The organism is Nonomuraea deserti, assembly GCF_004348685.1.
Classification (GTDB): domain Bacteria; phylum Actinomycetota; class Actinomycetes; order Streptosporangiales; family Streptosporangiaceae; genus Nonomuraea; species Nonomuraea deserti.
The window spans coordinates 1-21,160 of record NZ_SMKO01000132.1; the positions used below are offsets into that span (position 1 = coordinate 1).

At 71.1% G+C, this 21,160-nt stretch carries 27 protein-coding genes; 8 read left to right on the plus strand and 19 right to left on the minus strand.

Going from position 1 to position 21,160, the window contains the following annotated elements; genetic code table 11:
- Nucleotides 1-427: hypothetical protein (locus E1292_RS51610; RefSeq protein WP_220447205.1), on the plus strand; the 427-nt coding region annotated here is incomplete at its 5' end.
- A 515-nt stretch (nucleotides 428-942) separates the two neighbouring features.
- Here E1292_RS51610 and E1292_RS34330 read toward each other — a convergent pair.
- The 4 genes from E1292_RS34330 to E1292_RS34345 all read right to left on the minus strand — a co-directional run bounded on the left by E1292_RS34330 (nucleotide 943) and on the right by E1292_RS34345 (nucleotide 4,140).
- Nucleotides 943-1,647 carry a VIT1/CCC1 transporter family protein gene (locus tag E1292_RS34330; protein WP_132600885.1) on the minus strand — a complete coding sequence of 235 codons (705 nt, stop codon included), beginning with the start codon at nucleotides 1,645-1,647 and terminating at the stop codon, nucleotides 943-945.
- Complete coding sequence (gene lgt / locus E1292_RS34335; protein ID WP_246090530.1) at nucleotides 1,644-2,795, minus strand: prolipoprotein diacylglyceryl transferase; 1,152 nt, start codon at nucleotides 2,793-2,795, stop codon at nucleotides 1,644-1,646. The genes E1292_RS34330 and lgt overlap by 4 nt, the downstream gene beginning before the upstream one ends.
- A gap of 110 nt (nucleotides 2,796-2,905) precedes the next feature.
- Complete coding sequence (locus E1292_RS34340; RefSeq protein ID WP_132600891.1) at nucleotides 2,906-3,670, minus strand: DsbA family protein; 765 nt, start codon at nucleotides 3,668-3,670, stop codon at nucleotides 2,906-2,908.
- On the minus strand, nucleotides 3,667-4,140 hold the full coding sequence (locus E1292_RS34345) for a MauE/DoxX family redox-associated membrane protein (RefSeq protein ID WP_132600894.1): 474 nt from the start codon (nucleotides 4,138-4,140) through the stop codon (nucleotides 3,667-3,669). Before E1292_RS34345 ends, E1292_RS34340 begins: the two co-directional genes overlap by 4 nt.
- A gap of 216 nt (nucleotides 4,141-4,356) precedes the next feature.
- Here E1292_RS34345 and E1292_RS34350 point away from each other — a divergent pair, with 216 nt between their 5' ends.
- Both E1292_RS34350 and E1292_RS34355 read left to right on the plus strand, forming a co-directional pair.
- Complete coding sequence (locus E1292_RS34350; RefSeq protein ID WP_165974883.1) at nucleotides 4,357-4,938, plus strand: TetR/AcrR family transcriptional regulator; 582 nt, start codon at nucleotides 4,357-4,359, stop codon at nucleotides 4,936-4,938.
- Nucleotides 4,935-5,579 carry a VC0807 family protein gene (locus E1292_RS34355; RefSeq protein WP_132600900.1) on the plus strand — a complete coding sequence of 215 codons (645 nt, stop codon included), beginning with the start codon at nucleotides 4,935-4,937 and terminating at the stop codon, nucleotides 5,577-5,579. Before E1292_RS34350 ends, E1292_RS34355 begins: the two co-directional genes overlap by 4 nt.
- 51 nt (nucleotides 5,580-5,630) lie before the next feature.
- Here E1292_RS34355 and trpA read toward each other — a convergent pair whose 3' ends face one another.
- The 9 genes from trpA to E1292_RS34400 all read right to left on the minus strand — a co-directional run bounded on the left by trpA (nucleotide 5,631) and on the right by E1292_RS34400 (nucleotide 12,105).
- Nucleotides 5,631-6,425 carry a tryptophan synthase subunit alpha gene (gene trpA / locus E1292_RS34360; RefSeq protein WP_132600903.1) on the minus strand — a complete coding sequence of 265 codons (795 nt, stop codon included), beginning with the start codon at nucleotides 6,423-6,425 and terminating at the stop codon, nucleotides 5,631-5,633.
- 224 nt (nucleotides 6,426-6,649) lie between these two features.
- On the minus strand, nucleotides 6,650-7,873 hold the full coding sequence (gene trpB / locus E1292_RS34365; protein ID WP_439331925.1) for a tryptophan synthase subunit beta: 1,224 nt from the start codon (nucleotides 7,871-7,873) through the stop codon (nucleotides 6,650-6,652).
- Nucleotides 7,874-7,893: 20 nt separating this feature from the next.
- The gene (trpC, locus tag E1292_RS34370) at nucleotides 7,894-8,733 is read right to left on the minus strand and encodes an indole-3-glycerol phosphate synthase TrpC (RefSeq protein WP_132600906.1); all 840 of its coding nucleotides are present in this window, start codon (nucleotides 8,731-8,733) and stop codon (nucleotides 7,894-7,896) included.
- Nucleotides 8,734-8,851: 118 nt separating this feature from the next.
- Nucleotides 8,852-9,283: a DUF2752 domain-containing protein gene (locus tag E1292_RS34375; protein ID WP_132600909.1), complete on the minus strand. Its 432-nt coding sequence runs from the start codon at nucleotides 9,281-9,283 to the stop codon at nucleotides 8,852-8,854.
- A 46-nt stretch (nucleotides 9,284-9,329) separates the two neighbouring features.
- A complete protein-coding gene (locus tag E1292_RS34380; RefSeq protein WP_132600912.1) occupies nucleotides 9,330-9,935 on the minus strand; it encodes a CD225/dispanin family protein in 606 nt (201 codons plus the stop codon).
- Nucleotides 9,936-10,090: 155 nt separating this feature from the next.
- Nucleotides 10,091-10,690, minus strand: coding sequence for a DUF4190 domain-containing protein (locus tag E1292_RS34385; RefSeq protein ID WP_132600915.1), 600 nt, complete (start codon nucleotides 10,688-10,690; stop codon nucleotides 10,091-10,093).
- A gap of 110 nt (nucleotides 10,691-10,800) precedes the next feature.
- On the minus strand, nucleotides 10,801-11,379 hold the full coding sequence (locus E1292_RS34390) for a Trp biosynthesis-associated membrane protein (protein WP_132600918.1): 579 nt from the start codon (nucleotides 11,377-11,379) through the stop codon (nucleotides 10,801-10,803).
- Between the two features lie 8 nt (nucleotides 11,380-11,387).
- Nucleotides 11,388-11,735: a phosphoribosyl-AMP cyclohydrolase gene (gene hisI, locus E1292_RS34395; protein WP_132600921.1), complete on the minus strand. Its 348-nt coding sequence runs from the start codon at nucleotides 11,733-11,735 to the stop codon at nucleotides 11,388-11,390.
- 49 nt (nucleotides 11,736-11,784) lie between these two features.
- Nucleotides 11,785-12,105 carry an STAS domain-containing protein gene (locus E1292_RS34400; RefSeq protein ID WP_165974884.1) on the minus strand — a complete coding sequence of 107 codons (321 nt, stop codon included), beginning with the start codon at nucleotides 12,103-12,105 and terminating at the stop codon, nucleotides 11,785-11,787.
- Between the two features lie 170 nt (nucleotides 12,106-12,275).
- Between E1292_RS34400 and E1292_RS55150 the strand changes: the two genes are divergently transcribed.
- Both E1292_RS55150 and E1292_RS34405 read left to right on the plus strand, forming a co-directional pair.
- Nucleotides 12,276-12,401: a hypothetical protein gene (locus E1292_RS55150; RefSeq protein ID WP_281284089.1), complete on the plus strand. Its 126-nt coding sequence runs from the start codon at nucleotides 12,276-12,278 to the stop codon at nucleotides 12,399-12,401.
- A gap of 13 nt (nucleotides 12,402-12,414) precedes the next feature.
- The gene (locus E1292_RS34405) at nucleotides 12,415-12,783 is read left to right on the plus strand and encodes an ATP-binding protein (protein ID WP_220447206.1); all 369 of its coding nucleotides are present in this window, start codon (nucleotides 12,415-12,417) and stop codon (nucleotides 12,781-12,783) included.
- Nucleotides 12,784-12,830: 47 nt separating this feature from the next.
- Here the strand turns inward: E1292_RS34405 and E1292_RS34410 are convergent, their stop codons facing one another.
- Both E1292_RS34410 and E1292_RS34415 read right to left on the minus strand, forming a co-directional pair.
- Entirely contained in the window at nucleotides 12,831-14,612 is a 1,782-nt protein-coding gene (locus tag E1292_RS34410) for an ABC transporter ATP-binding protein (RefSeq protein WP_132600930.1), read from the minus strand.
- A complete protein-coding gene (locus E1292_RS34415) occupies nucleotides 14,609-16,441 on the minus strand; it encodes an ABC transporter ATP-binding protein (RefSeq protein ID WP_165974885.1) in 1,833 nt (610 codons plus the stop codon). Before E1292_RS34415 ends, E1292_RS34410 begins: the two co-directional genes overlap by 4 nt.
- 69 nt (nucleotides 16,442-16,510) lie before the next feature.
- On the opposite strand from E1292_RS34415, the gene E1292_RS34420 reads away from it, so the two are divergent.
- From E1292_RS34420 to E1292_RS34425, 3 genes are all read left to right on the plus strand, one after another.
- Nucleotides 16,511-17,140: a TIGR03085 family metal-binding protein gene (locus E1292_RS34420; RefSeq protein WP_132600933.1), complete on the plus strand. Its 630-nt coding sequence runs from the start codon at nucleotides 16,511-16,513 to the stop codon at nucleotides 17,138-17,140.
- Nucleotides 17,141-17,316: 176 nt separating this feature from the next.
- Nucleotides 17,317-17,481: a hypothetical protein gene (locus tag E1292_RS51615; protein ID WP_165959967.1), complete on the plus strand. Its 165-nt coding sequence runs from the start codon at nucleotides 17,317-17,319 to the stop codon at nucleotides 17,479-17,481.
- Between the two features lie 61 nt (nucleotides 17,482-17,542).
- The gene (locus tag E1292_RS34425; RefSeq protein WP_132600936.1) at nucleotides 17,543-18,904 is read left to right on the plus strand and encodes a glutamine synthetase family protein; all 1,362 of its coding nucleotides are present in this window, start codon (nucleotides 17,543-17,545) and stop codon (nucleotides 18,902-18,904) included.
- 4 nt (nucleotides 18,905-18,908) lie between these two features.
- On the opposite strand, the gene hisF is transcribed toward E1292_RS34425, so the two are convergent.
- Genes hisF through E1292_RS34445 form a run of 4 tightly spaced genes read right to left on the minus strand, consistent with a single transcriptional unit; the run spans nucleotide 18,909 to nucleotide 21,149 of the window.
- The gene (gene hisF, locus E1292_RS34430; protein WP_132600939.1) at nucleotides 18,909-19,670 is read right to left on the minus strand and encodes an imidazole glycerol phosphate synthase subunit HisF; all 762 of its coding nucleotides are present in this window, start codon (nucleotides 19,668-19,670) and stop codon (nucleotides 18,909-18,911) included.
- Nucleotides 19,667-20,077, minus strand: coding sequence for a Rid family hydrolase (locus E1292_RS34435; RefSeq protein ID WP_181958339.1), 411 nt, complete (start codon nucleotides 20,075-20,077; stop codon nucleotides 19,667-19,669). The genes hisF and E1292_RS34435 overlap by 4 nt, the downstream gene beginning before the upstream one ends.
- A 20-nt stretch (nucleotides 20,078-20,097) precedes the next feature.
- Nucleotides 20,098-20,820: a bifunctional 1-(5-phosphoribosyl)-5-((5-phosphoribosylamino)methylideneamino)imidazole-4-carboxamide isomerase/phosphoribosylanthranilate isomerase PriA gene (gene priA / locus E1292_RS34440; protein WP_132600942.1), complete on the minus strand. Its 723-nt coding sequence runs from the start codon at nucleotides 20,818-20,820 to the stop codon at nucleotides 20,098-20,100.
- On the minus strand, nucleotides 20,820-21,149 hold the full coding sequence (locus E1292_RS34445) for a hypothetical protein (RefSeq protein ID WP_132600945.1): 330 nt from the start codon (nucleotides 21,147-21,149) through the stop codon (nucleotides 20,820-20,822). Before E1292_RS34445 ends, priA begins: the two co-directional genes overlap by 1 nt.
- Nucleotides 21,150-21,160: the final 11 nt, after the last annotated feature.

Consider the following 21,160-nt stretch of genomic DNA (forward strand, 5'->3'; position numbering starts at 1 on the left):
GGCCCTCGGCACGACCGGCATCCTCACCACCGGACCGTCCAACACCTCTACGACCCTCCGACCGACCGGCATCCTCACCACCGAACCGTCCAGCACCCCTACGGCCCTCGGCACGACCGGCATCCTCACCACCGGACCGTCCAACACCTCTACGACCCTCCGACCGACCGGCATCCTCACCACCGAACCGTCCAGCACCCCTACGGCCCTCGGCACGACCGGCATCCTCGCCGCCGGACTGTCCCGGAACGTGGCTGTCTTCCCGGAACCAGCCGGCGACGGCGTCTCCTGGTCCGGGCTGCCCGGTGCCGCCGTGGAAGCTCCCGCCCGCTGCCTGTCCGGCGAACGGCCCGGTACTGGCGCCAGGTCGGAAGTGACCGGTGCCCGGATCGCCGGAGGATGGGTCGGCAGCGGCCCGGCGGGCTGACCTGCGCCCTCCACGCGTACGGGCTGGCCGGCCGCCGTCGCCCGCACCGTTCGCCGCAGCGGGCCAACTGCCGCTTGCTTGCCCCGCGGGCCGGTCATCGCCGTCCGCTGACCGGCCACGGGAGTTCGTACCATCGGCGTCGGGGGTTGCCTGCTGCCTGCGGCCACGCCCCCGCGCCCTCCGGCCGCCACGCGAGCCCGACGACCGGTCCGCGCCGTCCAGGCCCTCCGACCCCGAATACGACCCGCCGCCCTGCGCACCCGCTGCAGGCCACTCACCACTGCGACCCTCCGCCGCAGGCCACTCACCACTACGCCCACCCGCGGCACGCCTACCGCCGCCCTGCCCACCCGCCGCAGGCCACTCACCACTGCGACCCTCCGCCGCAGGCCACTCACCACTACGCCCACCGGCAGCACGCGGGCCGGCGGTCTGGGGGTCGGCTGGGGGGCGCGCGCCGTCGTGAGGGCTCCTCGGGGGGTTGCCGGAACCGGGCGCGGCTCTTCTGCGGGCCATCACAGCACCGCCGCCCCGATCAGGTTGCCCAGCGCGAACGTGACCGCGGCGGCAACCCCGCCCACCACGAGCTGCCGCAGTCCGGAATACCACCAGTTACGGGCGGTCACCGTCGAGACGAGCGCACCCGCCGCGAACAGGGCCACGCAGGAGACCACCGCCGACACCGTCAGGCTCTGCACCCCGACGAGGTACGGCAGCAGCGGCAGCGCCGCCCCCACGCTGAACGACAGGAACGACGACACCGCGGCCAGCGACGGAGACGGCAGGTCGCCGGGGGCCACGCCGAGCTCGTTGCGGGTGTGAACCTCCAGCGCCTGCTCGGGGTTCTGCGAGATCTGCCGGGCGACCTCGGCCGCCAGCTCCGGGGACACGCCCCTGTCGACGAACGTCTGCGCCAGCTCGGCGCGTTCGTCGTCGGGGTGACGGGCGAGCTCGCGGCGTTCGACGGCGATCTCGGCCTGGGCCAGCTCGCGCTGGCTCGCCACCGAGACGTATTCGCCGCCCGCCATGGACAGCGCGCCCGCGGCGAGGCCGGCGATGCCGGCGAGTGAGATGACCTTGGTGTTGGCGGTGCCGCCAGCGACACCTGCGATCAGCGCGAAGTTCGACACCAGACCGTCCATCGCCCCGAACACCGATGGCCGCAACCAGCCTCCGGTGACGTCGCGGTGCTGGTGGTGGGCCTCCGCGCGACCGCTCATCGCGAGTTCTTCCCCTTCGTCGCGGCCTCGCCCTCAGGGATCTCCGCCGGGCCGCCGGGTGTTGGGTCGCCGGGTGCCGGGTCGTCGCTCTTCGGCCCGCGATCGGCCTCGCCGCCGTCGGCCGCGTCAGCCCCGGCCGCGCCGCTCTGGGTCGCGTCGGTCTCCGGCGCGTCGCTTCCGGTCGCGTCGCTCCGGGTCGTGTCAGTCCCGGGCGCGTCGTCCCCCACCGGGGAGGTTTCGCCGGAGGGCGTCGCCGTTTTCGCATCGGGGTCGCCAGGCGTGCCGCCGCCTGATCCTTCCGCCGAGGTGTCGGAAGCGTCGTCAGAGGACGCCGAGGAGGGGGCGTCGGGCGAGCCGGGGTCGGCCTGGCCGGACACGTGCGCCGGGTCGGGAAGGTCGGACAAGGGCACGACGATCTCTTCGCCGTCCTTCCTCCTCGTCACCCAGAGATAGACCAGCGCGCCCACGAACAGCACGACCGACGTCCACTGGTTGATCCGGAGCCCGAGGAAGGTCACCGCGTGATCGACCCCGCCGACCGGGTCGATGCGCAGGCCCTCGATCCAGAACCTGCCGAGCGTGTAGCCGGCGACGTAGAGGGCGAACAGCCGGCCATGGTGCAACATGAACCGCCGCCCGGCGAACAGCAGCGCGAAGCCGAGCGCGATGTCCCAGATCGACTCGTACAGGAACGTCGGGTGATAGAGGACCCCGGGCTCTCCGCCGTGGTCGACGTCGATCTCCAGGCCCCACGGCAGCGTGGTCGGCGAGCCGTACAGCTCCTGGTTGAACCAGTTGCCCCAGCGGCCGATGCCCTGGGCGAAGGCGATGCCGGGCGCGACCGTGTCGGCGACGGCGCTCATGGAGATGCCGCGCCTGCGCACGGACCACCAGACGCCGACGCCGCCGAGCGCGACCGCGCCCCAGATGCCGAGACCGCCCTCCCAGATGAACAGCGCCTGGATGGGCTCCTTGATCGCGCGGCTGCCGAAGTAGGTCTGCCAGTCGGTGATGACGTGGTAGAGGCGGCCGCCGATCAGGCCGAAGATGACCGCGGGGACCGCGATATCGATGATCGTCCCCTGCTGGCCCCCGCGAGCGCGCCAACGCCGCTCGCTCAGCCAGACGGCGACGATGACGCCGAGCACAATGCAGAGCGCATAAGCCCGGATCGGGATGATTCCGAGATACCAGACCCCCTGGGAAGGGCTGGGAATCGAGGCAAGGGGCATGTCAGGTGAGGGTAGCGGAAGCGCGGCTACTTGGCCGCCTTCGTAATCTCTTCGCGCAACTCTTGTGGGCTGAAGAGTACCCCGTTGTCTATTTCTATGCCGTTCAGTTTCACGGTCGGCGTATGGTCGAGCTTCTGCTCGTCGCTGACCTTCTTGCTGTACGTCAGCTGCGCCTGGGCGTGCTTGCCCGAGGTGACGCACTGCTCGAACCCGGACGAGGTGACCCCGGCGTCCTTACCCCACTGCACGAGTTGCTCGGGGGTGAAGCCCGGCTCGGTCTCCGGCGGCTGGTTCTCGAAGAGCAGGTCGTGGAAGGCCATCCACTGCTTGCCGTCGGCCACGCAGCGGGAGGCGCTGCCCGCGCGTACGGAATTGGACTTGGTCGGCTCCTGCGAGAAGATGGTGATGGGGTGGTAGACCACCTTGGCCAGGCCCTCGGCGGCGAGGTTCTTGAACGTCTGCCCGCTGACCCGCTCGAGCTCCTTGCAGGCCGGGCACTGGAAATCCTCATAGATGTCCACCACGGGGGCGGTGACGCCCTGCTTGGCCATCACGGCGGCGCCGTCGGGCTGCACCGTGATGGGTGCGAGCGCGCCGGAGGCCTCCTCCGATCGGGAGGTGCTGGCCGCGTACCACCAGCCGGCTCCGACCGCGGCCACCGCGACCACACCGGCGGTCACGTAGGTCACGATCTTCCTGCGTCGCTCCTGGGCGCGAGCGGCGGCCTGCTGTTCCTTGATCTTGTCACGCGCTGACTTCGACATGGTCTTCGTCCGCTGCCCCTTGCTCATCCTTCGTCCTCCACATCACGAGTATCGCCCCCCAGGCCGAGTGCTCCGTCGAGAGCGAAACGGCCCGGTGGGAAACGCGTGATCCAGGCGCCGAGAAGCACGAGGCCGAAGTCACGCAGGATGTCGAGCAGGTAGGTGGGCTCCTGCCCCTTTCCCAACTGGCCGCCGCCGCCGAAGCAGCCGCAGTCGATCCGCAGGCCGTTCGCCCAGGCCCAGGCGATGCCGAAGACGAACGCGAACATGAGCAGCCCCGCGACCACCGCGGCCACCCTGGTCAGCAGACCGACGACCAGCAGCACGCCGACGACGATCTCCAGCATCGGCAGGGCGTAGCCCACCGGGACGGCGATCGACTCGGGCAGCAGCTGGTAAGCCTTGACCGCCACCACGGAGTCCGTCGGATTGCCGATCTTGAGCGCGCCTGCCGCGATCAGCACTCCGCCCAGGACCAGCCGGGCGACGACCGTCACCCAGGGTATCGCCGACGTAGCTCGATGTGACGGTTGTGACGCGGCCACGGGTCATCTCCTCTTTCTCTGTGCCGAGATGGGCACAGTACCGGGTTCCCATCCGATCACGTTCACGATAAGCGTCGGCTAAGCCGCTCCCGCGTCCAGGCTCCCCGAGTTGCGGGTTTTACTTGCATGAGTTAAATATTACTCATGCAAGTAAAGCGGGAGGATTCGGTGACGAGCTCCGCGCGGCGCGCACAGATCGTCGCCGCGACCATCGCCACGATCGCCGAGCTCGGCTATCGGCAGGCGTCCTTCTCCAGGATCGCCGAGCGCGCCGGGCTCAGCAGCACCCGGCTGATCTCCTACCACTTCGACAGCAAGGACGAGCTGATCGGCAAGGCGATCGCCACGATCTACAGCGAGCTGGCGGCGTTCATGACCGCGCGGGTGAGCGCCGCGACCACGCCGGGCGCCGCGCTCGAGACCTACATCCGCTCGCTGGTGGAGTACATCGCCGGCCACCGCCCCGAGATGCGCGCCGCCACGGAGATCTTCCTCAACTTCAGGCCGGAAGGCGGCTCGGCGGCGCAGGACGCGGCCACCGACCTGTCGGTGCTCGGCCACGTCGAGCGCCTCCTCGTCCGGGGCCAGGAGAGCGGCGAGTTCGGCGCGTTCAACACCCGCGTGATGGCGATGGCGATCCAGCGGTCGCTCGACGGGCTGCCGTTCCTGCTGGAGGCCGACCCGGACGCCGACCTGGCGGAATATGCCGACGAGCTGGCCGGGCTGTTCGCCAAGGCGGTGCGGCCGTGAGCGCGAGGGCCAGAGGGCTGCTCACCCTGGTGGTGGACGTGGGGGTGCCCATCGGCCTCTATTACCTCCTGCGCGCCGCCGACGTCGGCGCCTACGCCGCGTTGCTGATCTGCTCGTTCATCCCGGGCCTCAGCGTCGTCTCCGATCTCGTACGCCGCCGCAGGCCCGACAGGATCGGCCTGTTCATGACGACCATGATGCTGATCGGCGCCGCGGTCTCGCTGCTCGTCCACGACCCGAGGCTCCTGCTGGCCAAGGACGGCTGGTTCATGGCGGTCGGGGGCCTGTGGTTCCTGGTCAGCGCGCGCGGCGGCAAGCCGCTGGGATTCGTGTTCAGCCGGCTCCTGCTCGAAGGGCGGGTCGGGCCCCATGAGTCGTGGGACGTGCTGTGGGAGCGGCTGCCCGGCTTCCGCCGGGTCTGGCGGGTGGCGACCGTCATCTACGGGCTCGGCCTGATCGTCGACGCCGGCGTGCGCGTCGTCATCGCCCACACCCTGCCGATCGACGTCGTCCCCGGGCTCGGCGCCGTGCAGTATGCCGTCTGGCTGGTGCTGATGCAGGTCGCCCTCAACCTCTATCTGGTGCCCAGCGGCCTCTACAACCGCTGTTCCAAGCTCTACGCCGGCCTCCGCCACGCCTGAAGCATCCGGCGTCAGCGTCCCCGGAGCCGGCCTCACAGCCGTGAAACGGCGTCAGCGGCGCACGCCCTTGGCCATGTCTTTCGCGAGGACGGCGATCGACTCGCGGCCCGCGGCCTCGTCGGGGGCGTCGAGGATGCGGCGGATGAACGCCGACCCCACGATGACGCCGTCGGCGTAGGCCGCCACCTCGGCCGCCTGGGCGCCGGTGCCGACCCCCAGGCCCACGCACACCGGCAGGTCGGTGTGGGCGCGGGTGCGCTGCACGAGGCCCTCGGCGGCGACGTTGACGCTCTCTCTGGCGCCCGTGACGCCCATGAGCGAGGCCGCGTAGACGAAGCCCGTGCAGCAGTCGACGACGGCCTTGATGCGCTGCTCCGTCGAGCTGGGCGCCACCAGGAACACGGTGTCGATGCCGGCGCCCGCCGACGCCGCCCGCCACGGCTCCGACTCCTCGGGCGTCAGGTCGGGCGTGATCGTGCCCGCGCCGCCCGCGTTGGCCAGGTCGCGGGCGAAGCGCTCGGCGCCGTATTTGTCGATGGGGTTCCAGTAGGTCATGACGAGCGTGGCGGCCCCGGTCGCGGCGACCCCCTCGACCGTGCGCATCACGTCGGCGATGCGCGTGCCGTTGACCAGCGACCTGTGCACGGCGTCCTGGATGGTGGGCCCGTCCATGAGCGGATCGGAGTAGGGGAGGCCGATCTCGATGACGTCGCAGCCGGCCTCGACCAGGGTCGTGGCGGCGGCGATGGCGCCGTCCTTGGACGGGAAGCCCGCGGGCAAATAGCCGACGAGCGCGGCCCGGTTGTCCGCCTTCGCCTTGGCGAAAACCGTCTGAAGAGTCGTCATGTCTGTCCGTTTCGAAGGTCGAGTCTCACCATGATGCCCTGCCGCGCGCCCCGCCCGGCATCCTCCGCGCCGATGCAGGCCCGGGGTGTCGCGGGAGGCCGCGCGGTGAGCGGCCCGGCGCAGGCCGTCAGCGGTCCGCGTGGTCCCGGAGGCCTCGGCGGCCCCGGCGTCTCAGCGGTCTCGAAGGTCTCCGAGGCTCGGAGGTCTTGAGGCCTCGGAGGATCTCAGAGGTTGAAGTATTTCATCGCCGTGCCCATGTCCTTGTCACCGCGGCCGGAGAGGTTGACCAGGATGGTGGCCTCCGGGCCGAGCTCGCGGCCGAGCTCCAGCGCGCCCGCCAGGGCGTGGGAGGACTCGATGGCGGGGATGATGCCCTCGGTCCTGGCCAGCAGTGAGAACGCGGCCATCGCCTGATCGTCGGTGACGCCGTGGTAGGTGGCGCGGCCGGAGTCTCTGAGCCAGGCGTGCTCGGGGCCGACGCCCGGATAGTCGAGCCCGGCGGAGATCGAGTGGGACTCGATGGTCTGGCCCTCGTCGTCCTGCAGGACGTAGGTGCGCGCGCCGTGCAGCACGCCGACCGAGCCCGCGGTGAGGGTGAGCGCGTGCTCGCCGCTCTCCAGGCCGCGCCCGGCGGCTTCGTAGCCGTGCAGCTGGACGCCCTCGTCGCCGATGAACGCGTGGAAGGCGCCGATCGCGTTGCTGCCCCCGCCGACCGCGGCGCACACCGCGTCGGGCAGCCGGCCGGTCAGCTCGAGGATCTGGCGGCGGGCCTCCACGCCGATGATGCGGGCGAAGTCGCGCACGATCTCGGGGAACGGGTGCGGGCCCGCGACCGTGCCGAAGAGGTAGTGGGTGGTGTCGACGTTGGTCACCCAGTCGCGGAACGCCTCGTTGATGGCGTCCTTCAGCGTCTGCGAGCCGTTGGTCACCGGCACCACGGTCGCGCCGAGCAGCTTCATCCTGGCGACGTTGAGGGCCTGGCGCTCGCAGTCGACCGCGCCCATGTAGATGACGCACTCCAGGCCGAGCAGGGCCGCGGCGGTCGCCGTGGCCACGCCGTGCTGGCCGGCGCCGGTCTCGGCGATCACCCGCTTCTTGCCCAGCCGCTTGGTCAGCAGCGCCTGGCCCAGCACGTTGTTGATCTTGTGGGCGCCGGTGTGGGTGAGGTCCTCCCGCTTGAGCACGACCCTGGCGCCACCGGCCTGCTCGCTGAAGCGCTGCACGTCGGTCAGCGTGGTCGGGCGGCCGGCGTAGGTGCGCAGCAGGTGGTCGAACTCGCGCAGGAACTGCGCGTCGTTCTTGGCCTTCTCGTAGACCGCGGCCACCTCGTCGAGCGCCGGGATGAGGGCCTCCGGCACGTATCTGCCGCCGAAGATGCCGAACTTGCCGTGCACGTCGGGATCGTCGCCGCGCGCGCCGTTGCCCGCCAGGTCGGCGGCGGTCAGGATGGAACCTTCGTGTGCCACTGCTATCCCTCTGCTGAGTGGTCGGGGCGCGTCGACGGATGGGCGCCGGCCGTCACCAGCGCCTCCACTGCCTTGCGCGGGTCCTTGCCGGTGACCAGGCTCTCCCCCACCAGGACGGCGTCGGCGCCACCTCTAGCGTAAGCGAGCAGGTCATGCGGGCCACGCACACCCGACTCGGCGATTTTGATCACATTATCGGGGATCTTCGGCGCCAGCTTCGCGAACACGTCGCGATCGACCTCGAGAGTCTTCAGATTGCGGGCGTTGACCCCGATGACCCGGGCCCCCGCGGCGACCGCTCGTTCGAGCTCGTCCTCGGTGTGCACCTCGACCAGCGGGGTGAGCCCGATCGACTCGGCCCGCTCGATCAGCGACACCAGCGCCTCCTGCTCCAGGCAGACGACCATCAGCAGCGCCAGGTCGGCGCCGTAGGCCCTGGCCTCCCAGAGCTGGTAGGAGGTGAGGATGAAGTCCTTGCGCAGGATCGGGATGTCGACCCTGGATCGGACCGCGGCCAGGTCGTCGAGGCTGCCCCCGAACTTGCGGCGCTCGGTCAGCACGCTGATGACGTGGGCGCCGCCCGCTTCGTAGTCGGCGGCCAGCGCCGCCGGGTCGGCGATCGCGGCGAGCGCGCCCTTGGACGGGCTGGAACGCTTGACCTCGGCGATCACCGAGATCCTGTCGCCCCCGAGCGCGGCCATCGCGTCCCTGGCCGGCCTGGCCCGCTCGGCTCGTTGCTTGAGGTCGTCCATGGACACGGCCTCCTGGCGTGTGGCGAGGTCGGCGCGCACCCCGTCGAGGATGCCGTCGAGGACACTCGGCCCTTCCGTCCGCTCACTCACGCGCTTGGGGTCCCTCCGGTCGACAGTGGGGGTGGCGGAGAGTTCGCCTCGCGTACGCTCTCCGCCTTGTCCTGCGATGGTATCGGCCCTTGCGGGGTCACCTCACCACCGGCCCTGCCTAGGGGGCGAGGAACGCGCCGACAGGCAGATTACGGACGACCCAGTAGACCATGACGACCCCGATGAAGGCCCACAGCCACGCCGGATGGGCCAGCGTCGTGCGTCTGGGCCGGCCCTGCCAGGCGCGCAGCACCCATCGCCCCCACCAGAACAGCAGGAACGGGATTATGGCCACGGCGAGCGGATTGAGCCCCAGCGCGGCGACCGGGTCGAGATGCGCGAGGGCGTGCATGGTGCGCATCGTGCCGCAGCCCGGGCAGTAGAGGCCGGTGAGCCACAGGAACGGGCACGTCGGATAGTGGCCGGGCTCGTTGGGGTCGACCACGCCGACGAAGGCGAACGCGGCGCCCACGCCCGCCGCAACACCGAGCGGCGCGAGCAGGCGCCTGACGCGACCCGTGCCACGCCGCCCGGCTGTTGCGATGCTCATGCTTTCAGTATCCGCCTTCCAGCGCGCTGCCCGCCGTCCCGCCGGCTCAGTACGTCGAGTACGAGTACGTGGACACGCTCGCGGCCAGGATGAAGAAGATCACGATGTACGCGATGATGCCGATGACGATGCCGATGGCACCGAAGATCAGACTGCGCTTCCACCACGTCTTGGCCTCTTCGGCGGCCTGCATCGCGCCCTGGTAGTCGCCGACCTGCCACTTCGAGTTGACCTGCGACGACTTGACGAGCGCCACGATGCCGAGCGGCAGGCAGCAGAACAGGGTGGTGAGGATGGCGGGGACCAGCTGGTTGTCGGGCGGGTTGCCACCGCCGCCGTAGCCACCGCCGGGAGGCTGGCCGTAACCGCCGTCGCCGTAGCCGCCGCCGCCGCTGGGAGGCTGCTGGCCATAGCCACCGCCGTAACCGCCGCCACTCGGGGGCTGCTGGCCGTAACCACCGCCACCACTGGGAGGCTGCTGGCCATAGCCACCGCCATAGCCGCCGCCACTCGGGGGCTGCTGGCCGTAACCACCGCCACCGCTCGGGGGCTGCTGGCCATAGCCACCGCCACCACTGGGAGGCTGCTGGCCGTAGCCGCCGCCGGGTGGCTGGGCGCCGTAGCCACCGTCGCCCTGGTTTCCGTAACTCATGCTAATGACCCCTCATGTCGTCATCTTCGAGTCCAGTTCGCGCGGCAGCCTAGCGAGAAACCATCTTCTACGTGGGTCAACGCCATTTTTGCGGACAATTCGTAATCGGACCGCAAGCACGCCGTCACGGTCCGGCTACACGCGCCATGTGTGACCTACTGGTAATCGACCGATGTGCTGGCGGTGCTGGCGAGCCCGATGAAGGAAAGGAGCATACCGCCGAAGATGAGCCAGCAGAGGAGCCAGATCACAACCGTGATGTACGACGTGACGAGGCCGCCGATGGCCATGCCCGAGCCCTCCTCCCCGGTGCGCTTGATCCGGCTGAGCGCGACATGCCCGAGGATGACGCCGGGGATGCTGGTGAGGCCGCAGAAGACCAGGCCGATGATGCCGAGGACGAGCGAGGCCACCGCCATCCCGTTGGTGGACCTGGGCTGCTGGTAGCCGTAGCCCTGCTGGGGGTAGCCGCCGTAGCTCGGGGACTGCTGGGCGTAACCGCCGCCGTAGCTCGGCGGCTGCTGACCATAGCCGTAGGGCTGGTCCCCGTAGCTCGGAGGTTGCTGGCCGTAGCCGCCACCCCCGCTGGGCGGCTGCTGGCCGTACCCGCCCCCGCTGGGCGGCTGCTGGCCGTAGCCGCCCCCGCTCGGCGGCTGCTGGCCGTAGCCGCCCCCGCTCGGCGGCTGCTGGCCGTAGCCGCCTCCAGGAGGCTGCGCGCCATAACCTCCGCTACCGCCCTGATCCCCGTAGCTCATGAGCCGGCTCCCTCAACGTCCGTGGCGAGTTGCAACGGCAGCTTATTGAGGAAACGTTTGCCGGGCGCACACAGGTTCAGAACAGTGGACGTTTCGTAACCGTCACCGGCTCAGCGGTCGTCGGTGGGGTCGTCTCCGCGGTCGAGCGCGTCCCACAACGTCCTGTCGTCGGCCCGCGCCGAGCGCTCGCCCGCCGCCCGGTCGTAGCGGGCGGACATGCCCGCCCACCGGCCGCCGCGCACGACCGCCAGCACGCCCCCGGCCATCACCAGGACCGCTCCAACGGCCGTCACGGCCGGCCAGAGCGGCGCGATCTCCCAGGACAGCCCGGTGGCGCCGGACAGCACGTTCTGCTCACGCAGGCGCGCGGTCACGGTGTCGCCCGACAGCGCCGCCCACGTCGCCGCCGCGGCGCCGGCCCCGCACAGGGCGAGCAGCGCCCCGACGGCCCGGCGGCCGGCGCCCTTGGTGGCCAGCACCGCCACCACGCCGGCCAGCCCGGCCAGCGCCACGGGGGTCAGCACGGGGCTCAGCTCGCCGCCGCTCGGCGCCCGCGCCGCGGCGCCGTCCCCCAGAACCGTCACCCATGGCTGGCCGGCGGCCCACGACACGAGCGCGCAGCCCAGGGCCGTCATGCCCACCCAGCCCCACAACTCCCCGCGCCTGGAGGTCCGCACCTCGGGCTCCATCCGCTCTCCTAGCTCGGCGCGAGCTCTAGCGGGTCGGCGTCGAAGCAGGTGCGATCACCCGTGTGGCACGCCCCGCCGACCTGGTCGACCCTGACCAGGATGGTGTCGCCGTCGCAGTCGAGCGCCACGGACTTGACGTGCTGGACGTGACCGGAGGTGGCGCCCTTGACCCAGAGCTCCGCACGGCTGCGGGACCAGTAGGTGGCCCTGCCGGTGGTGAGCGTCCGATGCAGCGCCTCGTCGTTCATCCAGGCCAGCATGAGCACCTCGCCGGTGTCGTACTGCTGGGCGATCGCGGGGACCAGGCCGTCGGGGTTGCGCGTCAACCGTGCGGCGATCTTGGCGTCGAGGGACATGCAGCCATTCAACCAGCCCGTGCCGCCGCCCTCGCCACCGGCGCGAGCCTCAGGCCAGGGCCTGGGGAAGGGTGTCGTAAATGGGGAAGAGCGGCGCCAGGTTGGTCCTGCGCAGCCGCCGGAGCACCTGCCCTGGGGGCGCCACCAGAGCCATCGTGCCGTCCCTGTCGCGCAGCGTGGCGAGCACGCGCACCAGGACGCCCAGCCCTGTCGTGTCGATGAAGCTCAGGCCGGTCAGATCGACGACCAGCCGGGGGCCGTGCTCAGCCACGGCTTCGTCGAGACATTTCCTGACTTCGGAAACATTGTCGACGTCGACCTCCCCCGCCAGGCTCACCACCACGAGGTCTCCGTGTCGGCGTCGCGTCATCTCCAGCACATCCGCGCCCATGCTCCTCATGACCCCTCCCGTGGGCGGCCCCGCCGAAAAGGTACACCTGCCCGCGACGCGTCACGGTGGGTTTTACCGAGATTGCGGTACGTGATGGCGCGGAGCGGAGTAATTTCGGTTTCCCCAGAGCCTGCTGTGGGAGGGCCGTCGTGGTGCACGTCGTAGGCTCCGCCCCCGATTCCCCCCGGGCCTTCCCCCGGCCGGCCGGGGCGCGCGAGCACGGGCTGATCGGGGCGGGCAGGTCCGTGGCCGTCCTGCGGGTGCGTGATGGATAGGCAGGTGCTCCGCGTGAGCTTCGCGCGGGGGCACATCACGGGGCTGCGCAGGACCGTGACCGAGCACGCCGCCGGCGAAGGACTGGCGGGCGGGCGGCTCGAGGACTTCGTGCTGGCGGTCAACGAGGTCATCACCAACGCGGTGGTGCACGGCGGAGGTCACGGGCGATTACGGCTGTGGACGCAGGACGGGCGCCTGTGGTGCGAGGTCGCCGACGACGGCCCCGGGCTGCCACCCGGGTGGATGGGCGACACGCGTCCGCCCAGGGGGCTCGAGTTCCAGGGGCGGGGACTGTGGCTGGCGCGCATGGTGTGCGAGCACCTGATGATCGTGTCGGGGCCGCGTGGCACGACCGTGACGTTCGCCTCGGCGAAGCCGTGATCGGGAGCCCGGCACCACGACGATCGCCGGCGTGGCGCGGCGGCCGGTCACGAGTGGGCGGCGGAGATCCACGAGGCGTGCAGGTCGGCGTACACGCCCGGCCGGCCGGCCAGCTCCGTGTGGTGACCGCGCTGCACCAGCCGGCCCTCGTCGAAGACCAGCACCTCGTCGGCGTTCTCGGCCGTGGACAGGCGGTGCGCGATCGAGATGGCGGTGCGGCCGCGGGTGACGCCCTCCAGCGCCCGCGCCAGCCGTACCTCGGTGGCCGGGTCGACCGCGGAGGTGGCCTCGTCCAGCAGGAGCAGGTCGGGGTCGGCGAGGTAGGCGCGGGCCAGGGCGACGAGCTGGCGCTCGCCCGCCGACAGCGACTCGCCGCGCTGGCCGACGGCCGTGTCCAGGCCCGCGGGCAGGCCCTCGAGCCAGTCGGTAAGGCCCAGCTCGGTCATCGCGAGCCGGATCTCGTCGGTGGTGGCGGACGGCTTGCCGTAGCGGATGTTCGCCTCCAGCGTCCCGTCGAACAGGAAGCCGTCCTGGGGAACCATGACGATGCGCTCGCGCAGCGAGGAGAAGCGGATGTGGCGCAGGTCGTGGCCGTCCACGGTGACGCGGCCCGCGCCCGGGTCCATGAGGCGCGTCAGGAGCTTGGCGAACGTGGTCTTGCCCGACCCCGTCTCCCCCACGACCGCGACGCGCGAGCGCGGCGGGATCTCGAGGGTGACCTCGCGCAGCACGGGCACGCCGCCCGGGTAGGAGAAGTGCACGTCCTCGAAGGCGATCGAGATGGGGCCGCGGGGCAGCTCCACGCCCTCGTCGCCGGGGTCGGCCACGTCCGGCGGGGTGTCGATGACGCCGAGGACGCGCCGCCAGCCGGCGACGGCGTTCTGGGCCTCGTTCAGCACCTCGGTGGCGGTCTGGAGCGGCGAGACGAACAGGGTGATCAGGAACAGGAACGCCACCAGCTCGCCCTGCGTGATCTCGCCCGACAACCCGAGCCGCACGCCCAGCAGCACGATGCCGGCGATGGCGACGGCCGCCACGATCTCGGTGAGCGGGAAGACGAAGCCGACGATGGTCTGCGCCCTGGTCTGGGCGCGCCTGTTGGCGTCGACCGCCTGGTCGATGCGCTCGGCCGTACGGCGCTCCGAGGCGTACGCCCTGATGACGGCGGCGCCGACGACGGACTCGCTGACCGCGGCCAGCATGTCGCCGGTCCGCTCGCGCACGGTCGTGTACGCCCGCGACAGCAGCCTCTGGAAGCGCGGCAGGGCGATCATCAGGGGGATGAAGCACAACCAGACGAGCAGGGTGAGCTGCCAGGAGTAGACGAACATCAGCACCGTGGCCACGAACAGCTGGCCGAACGCCACGATGATCATCAGCCCGCCCCACTGCATGAACGTGCTGATCTGGTCGATGTCGTTCGTGACGCGCGAGACCAGGGCGCCGCGGCGCTCGGTGTTCTGGGTGAGCACGGACAGGTCGTGCACGTGCCGGAACCCGCGCACGCGCAGCGTGGCCAGGGACGACTCCGTCGCCTTGTAGAGGCGGACGTTCATGACGTAGCCGGCGGCGGCCGTGAGCAGCACCGCGCCCGCGCAGACCAGGATGGCCCAGGTGATGTACGCGGTGTCCGGGCCGCCGGTCCTAAGTCCCGTGTCGATCGTCTGCTGGACGGCGATCGGAACGATGATCTTGCCGATGGTCGCGACGACCGCCAGCAGCAGCGTGACCACCAGCCCCTTGCGGAACTCCGGCGTGAGCGAGAGCCCCTGCCGGATGGTGGCCAGCGCGGAACGTTCGGAGTTGCCTCGGATGACCTCGGCCGTCATGCGCTGACTTCCTCTTCTTCTCCGGCCGGCACGTCGATGGCGGCGCGCTCGGCCTCCTCACGCTCGTAGGCGGTCACCAGGTTGCGGTAGCCGGCGCAGCGACCGATCAGCTCGTCGTGCGGGCCGCGGTCGACGACCCGGCCGTGGTCGAGGTAGACGACCTCGTCGGCGAGGGCGATGGTCGCCATCCGGTAGGCGACGACCACGACGGTGGACGCCTCGGCGGCGTCCCGCAGCCCGTACAGGATCTTTGCCTCGACCTGGGGGTCCACGCTGGAGGTGGCGTCGTCGAGGATGAGCAGGCGCGGCCGGCGCACGACCGCGCGGGCCAGGGCGAGGCGCTGGCGCTGGCCGCCGGACAGCGAGGTGCCGCGCTCGCCGACGCGCGTGTCGAGCCCGTCGGCCAGCCGGCCGACGAACCCGTCGGCCTGCGCCAGCCGCAGGGCCGCCCGCACGTCCTCGTCGCCGGCGTCGAGGCCGAGCGTGATGTTGCCGCGCACGGTGTCGTCGAACAGGAACGTCTGCTGCGGCACCAGGGCGACCGATTCGGCGATGCCGCCGTGGGCCAGCTCCCGGACGTCCATCCCGTCGAGCAGCACCTGTCCCCTGTCGGGGTCGACGAGCCGGACGAGCAGCTGCACGAGCGTGGACTTGCCCGAACCCGTGGGGCCGACCAGCGCGACGGTACGGCCGGCGGGCACGTCGAAGGTCACCTCGTGCAGCACCTCGGCCTCGCCGTAGGCGTAGGAGACGCCTCGGACCTCGAGCGCGGCGGGCGCGGGCGAGGTCGCGGCGGCCTGCCCGTACTCCATGGAGCCGCTCGCGTCCAGCACGGCCTGCACCCGCTGCCAGCCGACGACGCTGCGCGGCAGCTCGGCCAGCACCCAGCCGAGCGCCCTGATCGGGAAGGCCAGCAGCGTGAACAGGTAGGCGACCTGCACCAGGTCGCCGGAGTCGATCGAGCCGCCGGACAGCCGGGCCGAGCCGACGCCCAGGACCGCGAGCACGCCGATCGTGGGCAGGGCCTCCAGCATCGGGTCGAACAGCCCGCGGACACGCCCGACCGCGATGTTGGCGTCGCGCAGTTCGTGGGCGCGCCGCTGGAACCGCTCGGTCTCGAGATCCTCCCTGCCGAGGGTCTTGACGACGAGCGCGCCGTCGAAGCTCTCGTGCGCGATCTCGCTGACCTCGGCGCGCAGTTGCTGCGCGCGGGTGGCGAGCGGGCTGAGTTTGCGCTGATAGACAAGGTTGAGTACGGCGATCGCTGGAAATATCAGGAAGCCGACCAGCGCCAGCACGAGATCCGTGAACAACATCGCGACCGCCGCCGTGATCAGCATGACGATCACGCCGACGGCCATCGGCAGCGGCGCCAGCGGCGCCCAGGCGGCCTCGGCGTCGGCGCTGGCGTTCGACAGCAGCTGCCCTGTCGGGTGCCGGTGGTGCCACGACAGCGGCAGCCGCAGGTACTGCTTCGTCACGTCCCTGCGCGACCTGGCCTGCATGCGGTACTGCAGGATGCCGGCCAGGATCCGCCGGCCCGCCACCCCCAGCGCCTTGAGCAGCGCGGTGCCCATGATCAGGAACGTTCCCGTCCACAACGCGCCCGCGACGGCACGGCCCTCGCCGAAGGCGGGCAGCACGACGTTCTGGGTCGCCCACCCGAGGGCCCAGGCGGAGGCGACGGTCATGCCCCCGTAGACCGCGCTGGCCAGCACCGCCAGCGCGAACACCGCCTTCTCTGTGCGAATGGCCACCCCAAGGACCCGAAGTCCTTGGCGCATCACGGCCGAGGTGACCTTGCTCGCCACTCGGTTGGGTCCTCTCATCACGGCATATCTACGTATGTCACTATCACCCCTGATCATCTCGTTATTCCCGCGGGTAGGGTTGCCCCTGTGACTCACGCTCGTGGCGAACGCACCGCGCTCTGCGACCTGCTCGACCGGCTCGGCCCCGACGCGCCGACGTTGTGCGCGGGCTGGAGCACCTACGACCTGGCCGCGCACCTGGTGCTGCGCGAGCGCAGGCCCGACGCGATGGGCGGCATCGCGTTCAAACCGCTCGCCGGCTACACCGCCTCGGTCCAGAACGCGCTCAAGGCCAAACATCCCTATCCCGAGCTGGTCGCCAAGGTACGCGAGCCCGGCGGCGTGTACGGGCTCGTGAAAGCCCTCGACGAGGCCGTCAACACGCTCGAGTTCTTCGTGCACCACGAGGACGTCCGACGCGCGCAGCCGTCGTGGGAGCCGCGCGAGCTGCCCGCGGACCTGGAGGAGCTCATCTGGAAGCGGCTGTCGTCCGGCGCCAGGATGATGTTGCGCAGGGCGCCGGTGGGCGTGGTGCTGCACCGGCTGGGCGGCGGAGTGCTGCTGGCAGGCCCGCGCGGAGGCCCCAAGGTCGAGGTCACCGGCAGGGCCGGCGAGTTGCTGATGTTCTGCTTCGGACGGCAGGCGCACGCGAGGGTGGAGCTCACCGGCGCGCCCGAGAACGCCGAACGGCTGCGCGAGACCCCGCTCGGCATGTAGCCGGGCGCCGATGGCGCAAATCACGGCGCCACAGGCGCTCGCGGCTCATCTCTAGCCCTTACCATGGCAGAGGAAAGAAGCCCCCCGGTTAGGATCATGAACATCTTCATAGAAGATGCCAGTGATCGCCCAGATCCGGGTATATACGGCTGGGAATGGACTGCAGGAGGCCCCCCATGCAGGTCAAGAAGGTGATCACCTACGTCGCTGTCGCGTTCGTGGTCTTCTACCTGTTCACCCGGCCGGCCGAAGCCGCCGCCGCGGTCAACGGTGTGTTCGACGGAATTCTTCAGGGAGCCAATCAGTTGGCCACGTTCTTCTCCAGTGTTCTGACGCCCTGACCTACGGTCCTGTCTGCGTCAGGTGCTTCCAAGCGCTGCCGGATCGTGTTACGCAGGCAGGATGAGAGATCGCCCGAGCGGCACCACGATCCATCAGCTCGACGCCACCGCGCGGCGCGTCCTCGAGCGAGCTGAGCTCGAGGGCATCGAGCTGATCCGTTTCCTGTACGCCGACCACGGAGGCGTGATCCGTGGCAAAGCGGCGTCCCGGTCACGGCTGGCCGAACGGCTCAACACCGGCATCGGGCACACCGTTGCCATGATGGCGATGAACATGCTCGACCAGCTCCAGGACGTCGAGCACATGGGTCCGGTGGGCGAGGTGCGCATCGTTCCCGACCCCGCCACCTACGTCACGTTGCCGCACGCGCCGGGCGCGGCGGCGATGCTGTCCGACCTGCGCCTGCCCGACGGCTCCCCGTGGGGCGCGTGCGCCCGGACCTTCCTCAAGGACGCCATCGCCGAACTGGCCGCGGAGGGCTACACGCTGGTCGCCGCGTTCGAGCCCGAGTTCACGCTCGGCCGCCGCCTGCCCGACCCGGCCGGCGGCCCCGACCGGCTGGTGCCCATCGACGACTCGCTGTGCTACGCCAACACCGGCTTCGACACGGCCCACGACTACACGATCAAACTCATCCGCGCCCTGGAGACGCAGGGCCTGCGCGTCGAGCACTGCCACCCCGAGCTGGGCCCAGGCCAGCAGGAGCTGTCGGTCCACCACGCGCCCGCGCTGCGGGCCGCCGACAACCACGTCCTCTACCGCGAGACCGTGCGCGGCGTGGCCATGCGCATGCAGCTGTGGGCCTCGCTGGCTCCGAAACCGCTGGCCGACCAGGCCGGCAACGGCGCCCACCTGCACCTGTCGTTGTGGCGCGACGGCCGCAACGTCTTCGCCGGCGACGGCGAGACGCGCGACGGCTTCGTCGGCGGCCTGCTCGCCCACCTGCCCGCCCTCACCGCCCTGACCTGCGGCAGCGTCAACAGCTTCCGCCGCCTGGCGCCCCGCATGTGGTCGAGCGCGTACGCCGTCTACGGGCCCGACAACCGGGAGGCCGCGGTCCGCGTCTGCTCGCCCCTCGGGGAGACCGGGGAACCCAACCTGGAGCTGAAGCCGTCCGACTCCTCCGCCAACCCGTACCTGTCGCTGGGCGCCGTCATCCACGCGGGCCTCGACGGCATGCGGCGCGAGCTCGACCCGGGCGAGGCCGTGGACGTCGACCCCGACACGCGGCCCGGCCGGTATCAGCGCCTGCCGTCGTCGCTGGACGAGGCGCTCGACGCGCTGGAGGGCGACGAGGTGCTCATGGAGGCGCTCGGACCGCTGCGGCGCAGCGCGTACCTGGCCGTCAAGCGGTCCGAAGCGGCCGCGTTCGCCGCCGAGGACGCCTCCTTCGAGCTGTTCCATCACCTCCGGGCGTTCTGACGCGCTAGCGGACCGGGTGGCCTGCCATCCGGAGCGTCTCCTTGACCTCGGAGATCTTCAACGTGCCGAAGTGGAACACGCTGGCCGCCAGCACCGCGTCGGCGCCCGCCGCCACCGCCGGAGGGAAGTCCTCCAGGCGGCCGGCGCCGCCGCTGGCGATCACCGGCACCCGCACGACGGCCCGGACCGCGCGCAGCATCTCCAGGTCGTAGCCGTCGAGCGTGCCGTCGCCGTCCATCGAGTTGAGCAGGATCTCGCCCACGCCGAGTTCCTCGCCGCGCGCGGCCCACTCCACCGCGTCGATGCCGGTGCCGCGGCGTCCGCCGTGCGTCGTCACCTCGAAGCCGCTCGGGGTGCCGGGCGCGCGGCGGGCGTCCACGGACAGCACGACGCACTGGGCGCCGAACCGCCGGGACGCCTCGGTGAGCAGCTCGGGCCGGGCGATGGCCGCGGTGTTGAGCGACACCTTGTCGGCCCCGGCGCGCAGCAGCCGGTTGACGTCGTCGACCGCGCGCACGCCGCCGCCCACGGTGAGCGGGATGAACACCTGCTCGGCGGTCCTGCGCACCACGTCGAGCATGGTCTCGCGCTCGCCGGACGACGCGGTGATGTCGAGGAAGGTCAGCTCGTCGGCGCCCTCCTCGTCGTAGCGCCTGGCCAGCTCGACCGGATCGCCCGCGTCGCGCAGGTTCTCGAAGTTGACGCCCTTGACGACGCGTCCGGCGTCCACGTCGAGACAGGGGATGACTCTTACCGCCACGGTCATGCTCGCATTGCCTCGATTTCGATCTCGACCAGCATCCTCGGGTCGACCAGTCCGGCCACCCGCACCCCGGTGCAGGCGGGGCGCACTTCACGGAAGACGTCGTGGATGGCCCGCCCGACGGGGTCGAAGTGGCGCTGCTCCACGACGTAATAGCGGACCATGACGACGTCCTCGCGGGTCAGGCCGCCGGTCGCGACGGCCGCCAGCGCGATCTCGATCGCGGTCAGGGCCTGCTCGTAGGCGTCGCCGAGGTGGCGCACCTCTCCTTTGACGGTGGCCGTGCACCCGGACACGATCACCCGGTCACCCGCGATGACAGCGCGGGCGTAACCGTACCTCTCCTCCCAGACGCCACCGGAGAACACCCTCCGCCCGGTGTTTTCCATGCCGATGCTGCTGACGCTCATCCCGCCCCCTCCCGGCGAAGCTACACGCGTACCGCGGCAAGCGCTTCTTCCAGCGTGAACGCGTGAGCGTACAGGGCCCTGCCCACGATGGCGCCCTCCACTCCGTCGGGAACGAGAGAGGCGAGTGCGATCAGGTCGTCGAGGCTCGACACGCCGCCGCTGGCCACGACCGGCCGGTCGGTGCGGGCGCAGATCTGGCGGTAGAGGTCGAGGTTGGGGCCCTGGAGCATGCCGTCCTTGGTCACGTCGGTGACGACGTAGCGGAGGCAGCCGTCGGACTCGAGCCGGTCGAGCACCTCCCACAGGTCGCCGGCGTCCTTGGTCCAGCCGCGGGCGGCCAGCGTGGTGCCGCGCACGTCGAGGCCCACCGCGATGCGGTCGCCGTGCTCGGCGATGATCTTCCGGCACCAGCCGGGGTTCTCCAGGGCGGCGGTGCCGATGTTGACCCGGCGGCAGCCGGTGGCCAGCGCGGCGGCCAGCGAGTCGTCGTCGCGGATGCCGCCGGACAGCTCGACGTTCACGTCCAGCTTGCCGACGACCTCGGCGATCAGCTCGCGGTTGCCGCCCCGGCCGAACGCGGCGTCGAGGTCGACGAGGTGGACCCACTCGGCCCCGGCGTCCTGCCAGGCGAGCGCGGCGGCGAGGGGCTCGCCGTGGCGGGTCTCGGTGCCGGCCTCGCCCTGGGTCAGGCGTACGGCCTGGCCGCCGGCCACGTCGACGGCGGGCAACAACAGCAACGACATCAGATCCTCCGGTCGAAGGCGAGGGTCACGACAACGGGTGTGAGCAGCAGGGACAGGACGAGGACACCGAAGCTGAGCGGCAGCGAGCCCCAGACCAGCCAGACGATCACCTGCACGAGCAGGAGCCCGAGCGCAACCACGGCGTTCTGGGCGCGGCGGCGGCGGGCGAGCAGGCCGCCCTGGCGGGCGATCCGCGCCGGGCGCGGGATCACCCGGGCCAGAAGCGCGCGGCGGCGGGCACGGCGAGCCTGCCGCAGTTCGTTGGCCCGGATGGCGCGGGCCCGCTCCGCCTCGCGCTCGGCCCGCCGCCGGGCCCGTTCCTTGCTCACCGGGCCTCCCG

Excerpts from the sequence above, each read along its gene's own strand:
- E1292_RS34390 (WP_132600918.1), bottom strand. The coding sequence starts at position 11,379 with ATGGAGCCCGAGGTGCGGACCTCCAGGCGCGGGGAGTTGTGGGGCTGG.
- E1292_RS51615 (WP_165959967.1), top strand. The coding sequence starts at position 17,317 with ATGCAGGTCAAGAAGGTGATCACCTACGTCGCTGTCGCGTTCGTGGTC.
- hisF (WP_132600939.1), bottom strand. The coding sequence starts at position 19,670 with ATGACCGTGGCGGTAAGAGTCATCCCCTGTCTCGACGTGGACGCCGGA.
- E1292_RS34425 (WP_132600936.1), top strand. The coding sequence starts at position 17,543 with ATGAGAGATCGCCCGAGCGGCACCACGATCCATCAGCTCGACGCCACC.
- priA (WP_132600942.1), bottom strand. The coding sequence starts at position 20,820 with ATGTCGTTGCTGTTGTTGCCCGCCGTCGACGTGGCCGGCGGCCAGGCC.
- trpA (WP_132600903.1), bottom strand. The coding sequence starts at position 6,425 with ATGACGACTCTTCAGACGGTTTTCGCCAAGGCGAAGGCGGACAACCGG.
- E1292_RS34385 (WP_132600915.1), bottom strand. The coding sequence starts at position 10,690 with ATGAGCTACGGGGATCAGGGCGGTAGCGGAGGTTATGGCGCGCAGCCT.
- E1292_RS34330 (WP_132600885.1), bottom strand. The coding sequence starts at position 1,647 with ATGAGCGGTCGCGCGGAGGCCCACCACCAGCACCGCGACGTCACCGGA.
- E1292_RS34375 (WP_132600909.1), bottom strand. The coding sequence starts at position 9,283 with ATGAGCATCGCAACAGCCGGGCGGCGTGGCACGGGTCGCGTCAGGCGC.
- E1292_RS34410 (WP_132600930.1), bottom strand. The coding sequence starts at position 14,612 with ATGACGGCCGAGGTCATCCGAGGCAACTCCGAACGTTCCGCGCTGGCC.
- hisI (WP_132600921.1), bottom strand. The coding sequence starts at position 11,735 with ATGTCCCTCGACGCCAAGATCGCCGCACGGTTGACGCGCAACCCCGAC.
- E1292_RS34435 (WP_181958339.1), bottom strand. The coding sequence starts at position 20,077 with ATGAGCGTCAGCAGCATCGGCATGGAAAACACCGGGCGGAGGGTGTTC.
- E1292_RS34340 (WP_132600891.1), bottom strand. The coding sequence starts at position 3,670 with ATGAGCAAGGGGCAGCGGACGAAGACCATGTCGAAGTCAGCGCGTGAC.
- E1292_RS34400 (WP_165974884.1), bottom strand. The coding sequence starts at position 12,105 with ATGACGCGACGCCGACACGGAGACCTCGTGGTGGTGAGCCTGGCGGGG.
- E1292_RS34380 (WP_132600912.1), bottom strand. The coding sequence starts at position 9,935 with ATGAGTTACGGAAACCAGGGCGACGGTGGCTACGGCGCCCAGCCACCC.
- E1292_RS34415 (WP_165974885.1), bottom strand. The coding sequence starts at position 16,441 with ATGAGAGGACCCAACCGAGTGGCGAGCAAGGTCACCTCGGCCGTGATG.